This window comes from Dietzia massiliensis (genome assembly GCF_018390595.1).
GTDB classification, from domain to species: Bacteria; Actinomycetota; Actinomycetes; order Mycobacteriales; family Mycobacteriaceae; genus Dietzia; species Dietzia massiliensis.
On sequence record NZ_JAHBAV010000002.1, the window covers coordinates 39,757 to 51,306 of the forward strand.

The window sequence follows — 11,550 nt, forward strand, 5'->3', positions numbered from 1 at the left end:
TCATTGCACCCGACGGCGCACCGCTCCCCTGAGCGGCGCGCCGCCGCCGCGTCAGTTGCCCGCCGACAGCTTGCGGTAGTCGAACACGGTGTCGATGATGCCGTAGTCCCTGGCCTCCTCGGCCGTGAGGATCTTGTCGCGGTCCGTGTCCTTGCGGATCTGGTCGGCGTCACGACCGGTGTGACGGGCGAGGGTGGTCTCCATGAGTCGACGCATCCGCTCGATCTCCGCGGCCTGGATCTCGAGGTCCGAGACCTGGCCCTGGATGCCGCCGGTGGCGGGCTGGTGGATGAGGATGCGGGCGTTGGGAAGCGCGGCGCGCTTGCCCTTGGTGCCCGCCGCGAGCAGCACGGCCGCGGCCGACGCGGCCTGCCCGAGGCACACCGTCACGACGTCCGGGCGCACGTACTGCATCGTGTCGTAGATCGCCATGAGCGACGTGAACGAGCCGCCCGGCGAGTTGATGTACATGGTGATGTCGCGGTCCGGATCCTGGCCCTCCAGGACCAGGAGCTGGGCCATGATGTCGTTCGCCGAGGCGTCGTCGACCTGGGTGCCCAGGAAGATGATGCGCTCCTCGAAGAGCTTGTTGTACGGGTTGGACTCCTTGACGCCGTAGCTGGAGTGCTCGACGAAGGACGGGAGAATGTAGCGCGAGGACGGCAGTGAGGTCATCGGGGACTCCGTGGTCGTGTGCGGGGCTGGACGGTCGGCGGGAGCGCTCCCGCCGGGGAAGGACTCGATCACGACGGCGAGGACCCGCCGGACTGGGACGCACGCGAGATGACGTGGTCGACGAAGCCGTACTCCTTGGCCTGCTCGGCCGTGAACCAGCGGTCGCGGTCGGAGTCCTCGGTGACCTGCTCGAACGACTGACCGGTGTGGAAGGCGATGAGCTCGGCCATCTCACGCTTGGTCGCCGCGAACTGCTCGGCCTGGATGGCGATGTCGGCGGCGGAGCCTCCGACGCCGGCCGACGGCTGGTGCATCATGATCTTGGCGTGCGGCAGGGCGTAGCGCTTGCCCTTCGTCCCGGCCGCCAGCAGGAACTGGCCCATCGAGGCGGCCAGACCCATGCCGTAGGTGGCCACGTCGCACTCGACGAACTGCATGGTGTCGTAGATGGCCATACCGGCCGTCACCGAGCCGCCGGGCGAGTTGATGTACATCGCGATGTCGCGGGAGGGATCCTCCGCGGCGAGCAGGAGCATCTGCGCGCAGAGGCGGTTGGCGATGTCGTCGTCGACCTGGGACCCCAGGAAGATGATCCGCTCCTGGAGGAGACGTTCGTACACCGAGTCGCCGAGAGTGAGTCCGTGGGACCCCGGCGAGTTGAGGGCGGGCTGTGTCGAACCGGGCTGAGCCGCTGAACCGTTCTGGGCCACGGGGAACCTACCTTCGCTCATCGTCTTCACCGCTCGCGCGGCGCCCGGCCGACCGGTGGCCGGGGAACCGTTACGTCAAACACTAACCAACGCCGGGGACGGAACCGTCCCGCCGGGGCGGGTGTTCGCTCTCAGCGTCGGCCGACCCGCGCATTCCGTCGCGGCCGCCGCGACGACGCGGCGGGACGACGAGGCGGGACGACGAGGCGAGGGCCGGGGACCACGCGTGGTGGTCCCCGGCCCCCGGGTGCGACTGGGCGTACCGATCAGGCGTCGGTGTCCTCGCGCGACTCGTCGGCGGAGTCGGTCGCCTCGTCGGCGGCGTCCTCGTCCGAGGCGTCCTCACGGGTGCCGAAGAACTCGGAGGTGTCCACGACGTTGCCCTCGGCGTCCTTGACGGTGACCTGCTGGATCACGTCGGCCAGAGCCTTGGAGCGGCGGACGTCGGAGAACAGCGAGCCGAGCTGACCGGCCTGCTGGATCTGCTGCACGAACTGGTTGGGGTCCATGCCGTAGCGCTGGGCCTGGAACAGGATGTGCTGCGTGAGCTCCTCCTGCGAGACGTCGGTGGAGGCCTCCTCGGCGACCGCGTCCAGCAGGAGCTGGCTACGGATGGCACGGGCGGTGGCCTCGAGCGTCTCCGCATCGAAGGTCTCGCGGTCGGTGCCCTCCGCGGCGAGCATGGAGTTGATCATGTCGTCGTCGTGCGCAGCATCGCCGAAGATCGAGTGCAGCTGCTGGTGCGCCTCGGCCTCGACGAGGGCGTCGGGGGTCGGGACGTCGGTGGCCTCGAGAAGCGCGTCGAGCACCTTGTCGCGGATCTCCCCGGCCAGGCCGGCCTTCGCCTGCTGGGCGACCTTCTCGGTGAGGTCGGCGCGCAGCTCCTCGAGGGTGTCGAACTCGCTGGCCATCTGGGCGAACTCGTCGTCGGCCTCGGGCAGCTCGCGCTCCTTGACCGACTGGACGGTCACCGTGATGACGGCCTCCTTACCGGCGTGCTCACCGGCGACGAGCGAGGAGGTGAACTCCTTCGACTCGCCGGCCTTCAGGCCCTCGGCGGCCTCGTCGAGACCCTCGATGAGCGTGCCCGAGCCGAGCTCGTAGGACAGGCCCTCGGTGGAGGCGTCCTCGACCGGCTCGCCGTCGACGGTGGCGGCCAGGTCCACGGACAGGAAGTCGCCCTTGGTGGCGCCGCGCTCGACGCCCTTGAGGGTGCCGAAGCGGGCGCGGAGGTTGTCGAGCTCGGCGTCGACGGCGGCGTCGTCGGTCTCGGGCGCCTCGACGGTGACCTCGAGGTCCTCGAACTTCGGCAGGGTGATCTCCGGACGGACGTCGACCTCGGCCGTGAACTCCACGACGTCGTTGTCCTCGAGCTTGGTGACCTCGATCTCCGGCTGGGCCAGGACCACGAGCTCGTGCTCGTCGACGGCCTGGCTGTAGCGCGCGGGGATCATGTCGTTGATGACCTGCTCGAGGACGGCCGGGCGACCGATCCGCGACTCGAGGAGCTTGGCCGGGGCCTTACCGGGACGGAAGCCCGGGATGTTGACCTGGCCGGCGAGCGACTTGTAGGCCTTGGCGAAGTCCGGCTCGAGCTCCGCGAACGGCACCTCCACGGTGATCTTGACCCGGGTCGGGTTGAGCTGCTCGACAGTGCTCTTCACGGTGATGTTCTCCTAGGAAGTCTTCTGGGGGTTCGTGTCTTTCGGCTCCGCTGGTCGGGATGACAGGATTCGAACCTGCGACCCTCCGCTCCCAAAGCGGATGCGCTACCAAGCTGCGCCACATCCCGGTGGGTCGCGCGGCCGACCACCCCGCTGTCACGCACGGGAAATCCGCCGGGCCGCCAAACCAACTCGCCCAGTGTACGACAGGCCGACCCCGGCACCGATTCCGACTTATCGGCCCGGAAGTTGGGAGCGCCGCGCGGCGTCCGGTAGTGTTGTCACAGCGTGAGCGGGACCCGGGGGAAAACCCCAGGTCAGGCCACCGACGCGGGTGTAGCTTAATGGTAAAGCCCCTGCCTTCCAAGCAGGATACGCGGGTTCGATTCCCGTCACCCGCTCCACAGAGAGCCCCGCCCGTCCCCACCGACGGCTCGGGGCTCTTCTCGTCAGCACGCCCCCGTCGATGCGCAGCCGCTCCCGCGGATGTCGTCTCGCGCGCCCGCCCGACCGGCCCGCCCACAGCCGCCCCTCGCCATGGCGTCTCGCCCCGGCTCCGGTGCGCGCCAGACGCCATGGTCGCGCGCGGCTGCACCACCCAACCCGGAGCCGCCCGGTCAGCGGCCGCGCCGCCCCGGTTGACAGGTGGGACACCAGTACAGTGTCCGCGCCTCCATCGCCTGTTGACGCACCTCGTCCCCGCACACCCGGCACTCCCAGCCATCGCGTTGATAGACGTAGTTGCGCGGCCGGTCGGCGCCCCGCCTCGGCACGTCGCCGTGATCGTGTTCGGGACGGATGGTGTGGATGGCCCCGGTCCGAACCCCGATCTCCATCAGCGCGACGAGGTCGTCCCACACGGCGTCGAACTGCGCGCGATCGAGGTCCTTGCCCGGACGGAACGGATCGATCCCGTGCCGGAAGAGCACCTCGGCGCGGTAGACGTTGCCGACGCCGGCCAGGACCTTCTGGTCCATGAGCAGGGCACCGATGGGCCGGGCGCTGCGCGAGATCCGGGCCCAGGCCCGTTCCGGCTCGGCGTCCGGGTCGAGGGGGTCGGGGCCCAGCCGGTCACACACGTCGCCGACCTCCGCCTCGGCGATCACCTCGCACCGGGTCGGTCCGCGCAGGTCGACCCAGTGTGCGGGCCCCCCGTCGGCGATCGCGCCCACCCGCATGCGGACCTGCCCGACCGGAGCCGGCGGGTCCTGCCCCTCGGGGACGAGGTGCGTGTCGAAGAAGCCGTACAGGCCCAGGTGGACGTGGACGGCGAGGCCGCCCTCGTAGTGGTGGAAGAGGTGCTTCCCGACCGCCGTGGCGCGGTCGATGTGCCGTCCGTCGACGACGACATGGTCCGCGAATCGACCCTGAGGGCTGGACACACGGACGGGCCCGCCTGCGAAGTACTCGGTGTGCAGGCGGGCCAGCCGGTGAAGGGTGTGCCCCTCAGGCACGGGGACGCTCGGACACGGTGGGGACCGGGCCGGTCAGGGACTCAGGCGCCGGGCACCGCGGGGGCCTCGCCGGTGCGCTCGTACTCGGCGAGGATGTCGATGCGCCGCTGGTGTCGCTCGGCTCCCGACCACTCCTGGTCGAGGAACGCGTCGACGATCGCCAGCGCCTCCTCCTGCGAGTGCATACGCCCGCCGATGCCGATCAGCTGCGCGTTGTTGTGCTCACGCGCGAGCCGGGCGGTCTCGACGCTCCACGCGAGGGCGCAGCGCGCGCCGGGCACCTTGTTCGCGGCGATCTGCTCGCCGTTGCCGGACCCGCCCAGGACGATCCCGAGGCTGCCCGGGTCGGCGACGACCTTCCGGGCGGCGTCGATGCAGAACGCCGGGTAGTCGTCCTCGGCGTCGTAGGTGTGGGCGCCGCAGTCGACGACCTCGTGGCCGGAGCTCTTCAGGTGCTCGGCGATGACGTTTTTGGTCTCGAAGCCGGCGTGGTCCGCTCCCAGGTAGATGCGCATGGCGGCGATTCTGCCACGTGCCCCTGGCTACCTTCCCACCGCCGTTCAGCGCAGGTGGAACACCATCGTCCCCGGCGCCGCGGACGGGACCGGTTCGAACCCGATGCTCCGATAGAGACGAGCGGCGGGGTTCCACGGATCGACACTCAGACTCACCCGGGAGACGCGGTGCGAAGTGGACGTGCCTGCGACGGGTTCGCGAGCTGTGCGAAGTGCGGAGTCGATGAGCATCCGGCCGAGACCGCTCCCCCGGTACCCGGGCCATATGCACACGCTCAGTTCGGGCACGTCGTCCGCGACGTGGCCGTAACCGGGGTCGGAGGAGTCGAGGAACAGCAGCCACACCACGCCGACGGGTCGACCAGAGACTTCGGCCACCAGCCCGAAGTCCCCGCGCTCCGGTCGCAACCGGGTGTAGTGGGCGAGCGCGGGATCGGCGGCAACGTCGACGGCGGTGAACCGATCGTCGCCGTTCCAGTTGACGTTGAGCAGCGTCGCCTCCGCCAACAACGCCTCGTCACCCTGGCCCAGGGGGCGCAGGTGCACGGAGCCGTCCGGACCGTGCGAAGGGACTTTCCGCCACGCGATGTCCTCGGGTACGTGAAAGGCACCGGGTGCGTGCCATTGTTCGACGACGCCTGTGTAGGTGAGCCGGTCCGGACGGAGCCAACAGGTCCGGTCGGGTCCCCATCCGGCCAGGACCGTGGCTCCACCCGCGACCTCTACGGCCTGCCCAGCCGTGGCAAGGTAGCCGGCGACGGTCACGTGCACCGCGTCGTACCGATCGGCGACCGCGGCCCAATCCGGGATCCACCAGCGACCGTCGCGTCCGGTCGTGCGCCACCAGTCGCCGCGCTTCTCACGCGTGACCTCGAGCGGGTACTCATCGACCAATCGCGCCCAGTCCTCAGGGGTGTCGATCTCCCGGACCCGGGCCCCGGGGTCCACGTCGGCCGGGCGGACACGGGCCCGGGACCACCCCATATCGTCCTCGGTCGTGTGTGGGGCGAGGGGCCCGACGGCGTCTCGGGTCCGGGTGGTCCAGACGACGCCGGCCCTGACCGGTGGGGTCCACCACGCGCCGGTGGTGGACCGCCAGTGGGGATCCCCCATTCCTTCGCGCTCCCGCTCCACGACTCGATCCCGCCATCGCGTCAACTGCTCACGGGCGTCTACGAGTTCATCGGGCGGCGTCCAGTCACGGAGCTGGAGTGTCACGACGTTCTGGCCGCTCAGGTCGACGGGATCCGACCACCAGTACGTGGCCGGGTTCTCCGACAGCGCCAGCGCGATCGGCCGCAGGGCCTCCACCACATCGGGGAGGGCGAGCTCCTCGCGGTCGTCCCGCGGCTCCTGCCAATAGACCGCCTCCCAGAGCCCAGCCCGGAGCTCGCCGAGGATGCGGCGCTCCTCCAGCTTCCGGACGCGTTCGGGTCGGACTGAACTCAGCGCGTCGATGAGCTGCCCGACCGTCAGCCGCCACCAGGACGTCTCGGGGGCGGATGCCTCCGCCACGGCTCTACACAGAGCGCGCCCGTACGGTCCGGCGAGCAGTGTGTCAGCGAGCGTCATGCCCGTTCCCGACCGGATCCGAGTCGCTCAGTCGAACCGCGGATCCTCCGTGCGGCTGCGCTTGAGCTCGAAGAAGTACGGGAACCCGGCGAGCAGCGCGGCACCGTCGAACACCTTGCCGGCCTCCTCGCCACGCGGGATGCGCGTCAGGACGGGCCCGAAGAAGGCCACCCCGTCGACGTGGACCACCGGCGTGCCGACCTCGTCGCCCACCGGGTCCATGCCCCGGTGGTGGGAGGCGCGGAGCTCGTCGTCGTACTCATCGGTCCCCGCTGCCTCGGCGAGGTCGGCGTCCAGGCCGGCCGCCTGGAGCGCCTCGGTGATGACGGTCGCGTCCTCGACGCCGCGACCCTGGTCGTGGATGCGGGTGCCCATCTCGGTGTACAGCGGCCCGAGGACCTCCTGGCCGTGGCGCCTGGCGGCGGCGATCGCCACCCGCACGGGGCCCCACGCGAGCTTCATCTTCTCCATGTAGTCCTCGGGCAGGTCCCGACCGTCGTTGAGCACGGCCAGGCTCATGACGTTCCACGTCAGCGAGATGTCGCGGACCTTCTCGACCTCGAGGATCCAGCGGCTGGTGACCCACGCGAAGGGGCACAGCGGATCGAACCAGAAGTCGACGGAGCGGGGGGCGGGCTGCGATGTGGAGGTCATGTCCCCATCCTCCCCGTCCGGCGCGCGTGTCGCCACTGCCGCTTGCGTGACGGATCCGGGTGGTAGGACTGGTGCGGTAGCCGAACCCCACCGAACCGAGGTCCCACAGATGCGCTCGCTCAACCTCACCCGCGCCGACGCCGCCGCGCGGTCGGAACTGCTCAGCGTCGAGTCGTACGACGTGGAGATCGATCTCACCGACGGGAGCGGTGGGCCCGGGTCCGGCACGTTCCGCTCGCGCACCGTGGTGCGGTTCACCTGCACGCGCCCGGGCGCGGAGACGTTCATCGACCTGCGGTCCGCCGTGATCAGGTCGGCGGTCCTCAACGGCCGGGAGCTGTTCCCGGCCGGGGAGGAGAACGGGTACGACGACGAGGAGGGCCTCACCCTTCCCGACCTGCAGGAGTCCAACGAGCTCGTGGTGGACGCCGATCTGGCGTACACCACGACCGGTGAGGGCCTGCACCGGATGGTCGATCCGGCGGACGGGGAGGTCTATCTCTACTCCCAGTTCGAGACCGCGGACGCCAAGCGGGTCTTCGCCTGCTTCGACCAGCCGGATCTCAAGGCGAGGTACACGCTCACGGTGACCGCACCCGAGAAGTGGGTCGTGGTGGCCAACACGCTGGCCGAGGAGTCACCGGCGGAGGGCGGTGGCGTGGTCCACCGCTTCGCGCCGACCGAGATCATGTCCACCTACCTGGTCGCGCTCATCGCGGGCCCGTATCACGTGGTGGAGGACGCCTACACCGACGAGCACGGCATCATCCCGCTGCGGCTGCTGTGCCGCGCCTCGCTCGCCGAGCACCTCGACGCCGACCGCCTCTTCGCGGAGACCAAGGAGGGGTTCGGCTTCTACCACCGCGAGTTCGGGCTGCCGTACGCGTTCGGTAAGTACGACCAGATCTTCGTCCCCGACTTCAACGCGGGGGCCATGGAGAACGCCGGCGCGGTGACGTTCCTCGAGGACTACGTGTTCCGCTCCCGGGTGACCGGCTACCGCTACGAGCGGCGCAACGAGACGATCCTCCACGAGATGGCCCACATGTGGTTCGGGGACCTCGTGACCATGCGGTGGTGGGACGACCTGTGGCTCAACGAGTCGTTCGCCACCTTCGCCTCCGTGCTCGCCCAGGTCGACGCGACCCAGTACACGGAGGCGTGGACGACGTTCGCCAACGTGGAGAAGTCGTGGGCGTACCGCCAGGACCAGCTGCCGTCGACGCACCCCGTGGCGGCGGACATGACCGATCTGGAGACGGTCGAGGCCAACTTCGACGGCATCACCTACGCCAAGGGCGCCTCGGTGCTCAAGCAGCTTGTCGCCTACGTCGGGCGCGAGCCCTTCCTCGCGGGTCTGCGCGCGTACTTCGCCGAGCACGCGTTCGGCAACGCCGAGTTCGACGACCTGCTGTCGGCGCTGGAGGAGTCCTCCGGTCGGGACCTGTCCGGCTGGGCCGACCAGTGGCTGCGTACCACCGGCATCAACCCGATCTCCGTCGACGTGGCCGTCTCCGGCAGCGGTGCGGGTGCCCGCATCTCCGAGCTGACGGTGGTCCAGGGTCCCGCCGCGCCGGGGGCCGGCGAGCTGCGCACCCACCGTCTGGGCGTGGGCCTGTACAACCGCGACGACTCCGGCGCGCTCGTGCGGACGGCCCGCGCCGAACTCGACGTCACCGGCGAGCGGACCGTCGTCGCCGACCTGGCCGGTCAACCGGTGCCCGACCTCGTCCTGCCCAACGACGAGGACCTGACGTACTGCTCGGTCCGCCTGGACGAGCGGTCGCTGGCCACCGTCCTGGACTCTCTGGAGAACATCGTCGACCCGCTCGCGCGGACGCTCTGCTGGTCGGCGCTGTGGGAGATGACGCGGGAGGCGCGGCTCCCGGCCCGCCGCTTCGTCGAGGTGGTCTCGCGTGCCGTCCCGCGCGAGTCCCAGATCGGCGTCGTCCAGCGTGTGCTCACCCAGGCGCAGACCGCGTTGGCGCGCTACGCCGACCCGGACTGGGCGGCCGCGACCGGGTGGGCGACGTTCTCCGGGGCCATGCTCGCCGCGGCGCGGGACGCCGAGCCGGGGTCGGATCACCAGCTCGCGTTCCTCACCGCGCTGTGCGCGTGCCCGATCGGGATCGATCAGCAGCGTGTGCTCGGGACGCTCCTCGACGCGGGTGCCGAGGACGCGGGGCTGCCCGGCCTCGTCGTCGACACCGACCTACGCTGGACCGTGCTCACGGCGCTCGTCGCCGCGGGTGTCGAAGGCACCGACCGCATCGACGCCGAACTCGCCGCCGACGACACGGCGGGTGGAGCGCGCCGGGCCGCCACCGCCCGGGCGGCCCGGCCCTCCGTCGCCGCCAAGGAGGAGGCGGAGGAACTGCTCCTGACCACCGGTGCCGACGCTCCGACCAACGCGATCGTGCGCGCCACGCTCCTGGGCATCGATCTGCCCGGCCACGAGCACCTGCTGAGCGGGCTGTGCGAGCGCTATATCGACGACGTCACCGCGTTGTGGAAGGCCCGCCCCGGCGACCTCGCGCAGACCGTCGCCGAGGGCATCTTCCCCTCCTGGGCGGTCGACAGCGAGACCGTGGAGCGGTTCGAGCAGGTGATCGCCGACGAGTCGCGGCCGTCGTCGCTGCGTCGGATCATCGCCGAGCAGACCGCGGACATGACCCGCGCGCTCAAGGCCCGGGCCGTCGACGCCGCCGAGGCCGACTGACCGGCGGTCACCCCACCGGGCCACAGCCGCCCCTCGCCATGGCGGCCTGCGCACACCGCGGGGCGGGCGAGACGTCGTCGCCGGGGCGGCTGGGCGTCCCGGCGCGTCCGCCTGACCCGCGGCCTCGGGACGCGGAGCCGCGGGTCAGGCGGCGTCGAGGTAGAGGTAGTCCTCCCAGTACGGGCCGATCTCCCGCAGCTGCGAGACCAGCCGCCACGTCCGACCGCGCGGGGCGACGAGCGGAACCTTGAGCTCCCAGCCCAGCTCGGAGAGGAGCTTGTCCGCCTTGCGGTGGTTGCACGGTGCGCACGAGGCGACGCAGTTCTCCCAGTTGTGCGCTCCCCCGCGGCTGCGGGGGACGACGTGGTCGACGGTCGTGGCCTTGGCGTTGCAGTAGCCGCAGCGGTGCCCGTCCCGGTGCATGAGCGCGGCGCGGGTCATCGGCACCTGCGAGCGGTACGGGATCCGGACGTACTCACGGAGCCGGATGACGGAGGGCACGCGCACCGAGGTGTCCACCGACCGCACCACGACCTCCACCGGATGCTCGTGCACTACGTCGGCCTTCCCGCCCAGCAGCATCACCACGGCTCGGCGGGCCGGCAACGCGGTGAGTGCCTCGTAGCTGGCGTTGAGCAGCAGCACGCGCGGCGCCGACGCGAGCGGGACCGGCCGGTCCGGGACCGGCTCCAGTCGCTTCGGGGCTCGAGCCCCCCGTTGTCGGTACTCCGAGTTCTCGCGCACTGCTGTGCCCATGGTCGGTCTCCGCTCGTCTGCTCCGAGCCCAGTGCACCATTCCCGACCGGGCCCGCAGTGAACCTTGCCTGCAACGATGATGCACCTTCGGTGAACTCTTCGCGCGGTTTACAGGCGAGCGGGCTAGCCGGGCCGCCCTGCCGGGACCAGTCGCGGCGGGGGCGGGGCCCAGCGTGTCGAGGCGCAGCCCAGCGGGGCGAAATTCGGACGTAACCATGTCGCTCCGGAGCCCGGATCACCAGCCTGGTTACGTCCAAAACCGCCATGCGTACGTCCATATCGCCGCAAGCGTCGCGGCGGGCGGGGCGGGCGCGGGTTCGGCGCGGCGCCACCACCTGCGCGGGGGCCCGCGGGTGTCCGCCCCGGCGGCCCGAAGGTGACCATGCAGGCATCATGGAAGGCATGAGCAGCAGCACGTTCTATGACGAGGTCGGTGGGGCGGAGACGTTCCGGAAGATCGTCCACGAGTTCTACCGCCGCGTGGCGAACGACCCCGTGCTGCGCCCGATGTACCCCGAGGAGGACCTGGGCCCCGCCGAGGACCGCCTGCGGATGTTCCTCGAGCAGTACTGGGGAGGCCCCACCACCTACTCCGAGCAACGCGGGCACCCGCGACTGCGTATGCGGCACAATCCGTACGTCGTCGACCGCGCCGCCCACGACGCGTGGCTCACCCACATGCTCGCGGCGGTCGAGACGATCGACCGCGACACCCTGGGCGACGAGCACCGCGCCGCGCTGGTGGACTACCTCACCCGCGCCGCCGCCATGATGGTCAACACCGCCGACGTGCCGTGACCCCCTCCCCCGCGCACGCCCGGCGAGCATGGG

The 11,550-nt window shown here is 70.7% G+C and carries 10 protein-coding genes and 2 tRNA genes; 3 read left to right on the forward strand and 9 right to left on the reverse strand.

Features of this window, described 5'->3' with window-relative positions; genetic code table 11:
* Positions 1-51: 51 nt before the first annotated feature.
* The 4 genes from KHA85_RS00950 to KHA85_RS00965 all read right to left on the reverse strand — a co-directional run bounded on the left by KHA85_RS00950 (position 52) and on the right by KHA85_RS00965 (position 3,177).
* The gene (locus tag KHA85_RS00950; protein WP_061228473.1) at positions 52-675 is read right to left on the reverse strand and encodes an ATP-dependent Clp protease proteolytic subunit; all 624 of its coding nucleotides are present in this window, start codon (positions 673-675) and stop codon (positions 52-54) included.
* A 68-nt stretch (positions 676-743) separates the two neighbouring features.
* Entirely contained in the window at positions 744-1,385 is a 642-nt protein-coding gene (locus tag KHA85_RS00955) for an ATP-dependent Clp protease proteolytic subunit (RefSeq protein ID WP_007626671.1), read from the reverse strand.
* Between the two features lie 266 nt (positions 1,386-1,651).
* Positions 1,652-3,049: a trigger factor gene (gene tig / locus KHA85_RS00960; RefSeq protein ID WP_213184474.1), complete on the reverse strand. Its 1,398-nt coding sequence runs from the start codon at positions 3,047-3,049 to the stop codon at positions 1,652-1,654.
* Positions 3,050-3,100: 51 nt separating this feature from the next.
* Positions 3,101-3,177 (reverse strand) — tRNA-Pro (locus KHA85_RS00965).
* 202 nt (positions 3,178-3,379) lie between these two features.
* Here KHA85_RS00965 and KHA85_RS00970 point away from each other — a divergent pair.
* Positions 3,380-3,453: transfer RNA gene (locus KHA85_RS00970), tRNA-Gly, on the forward strand.
* Positions 3,454-3,666: 213 nt separating this feature from the next.
* Here KHA85_RS00970 and KHA85_RS00975 read toward each other — a convergent pair.
* Genes KHA85_RS00975 through KHA85_RS00990 form a run of 4 tightly spaced genes read right to left on the reverse strand, consistent with a single transcriptional unit; the run spans position 3,667 to position 7,244 of the window.
* Positions 3,667-4,503 carry an Fpg/Nei family DNA glycosylase gene (locus KHA85_RS00975; protein WP_213184475.1) on the reverse strand — a complete coding sequence of 279 codons (837 nt, stop codon included), beginning with the start codon at positions 4,501-4,503 and terminating at the stop codon, positions 3,667-3,669.
* Positions 4,504-4,544: 41 nt separating this feature from the next.
* Entirely contained in the window at positions 4,545-5,018 is a 474-nt protein-coding gene (locus KHA85_RS00980) for a ribose-5-phosphate isomerase (protein ID WP_213184476.1), read from the reverse strand.
* A gap of 45 nt (positions 5,019-5,063) precedes the next feature.
* Complete coding sequence (locus KHA85_RS17775) at positions 5,064-6,590, reverse strand: GNAT family N-acetyltransferase (protein WP_236884968.1); 1,527 nt, start codon at positions 6,588-6,590, stop codon at positions 5,064-5,066.
* Positions 6,591-6,617: 27 nt separating this feature from the next.
* Positions 6,618-7,244 carry a mycothiol-dependent nitroreductase Rv2466c family protein gene (locus KHA85_RS00990; RefSeq protein ID WP_213184477.1) on the reverse strand — a complete coding sequence of 209 codons (627 nt, stop codon included), beginning with the start codon at positions 7,242-7,244 and terminating at the stop codon, positions 6,618-6,620.
* Positions 7,245-7,353: 109 nt separating this feature from the next.
* Between KHA85_RS00990 and pepN the strand changes: the two genes are divergently transcribed.
* On the forward strand, positions 7,354-9,963 hold the full coding sequence (gene pepN / locus KHA85_RS00995) for an aminopeptidase N (RefSeq protein WP_213184478.1): 2,610 nt from the start codon (positions 7,354-7,356) through the stop codon (positions 9,961-9,963).
* A gap of 144 nt (positions 9,964-10,107) precedes the next feature.
* On the opposite strand, the gene KHA85_RS01000 is transcribed toward pepN, so the two are convergent.
* Entirely contained in the window at positions 10,108-10,719 is a 612-nt protein-coding gene (locus KHA85_RS01000) for an HNH endonuclease (protein ID WP_131884916.1), read from the reverse strand.
* Between the two features lie 402 nt (positions 10,720-11,121).
* On the opposite strand from KHA85_RS01000, the gene KHA85_RS01005 reads away from it, so the two are divergent.
* Positions 11,122-11,517: a globin gene (locus KHA85_RS01005; protein ID WP_082904694.1), complete on the forward strand. Its 396-nt coding sequence runs from the start codon at positions 11,122-11,124 to the stop codon at positions 11,515-11,517.
* The last annotated feature ends 33 nt before the right edge of the window (positions 11,518-11,550 follow it).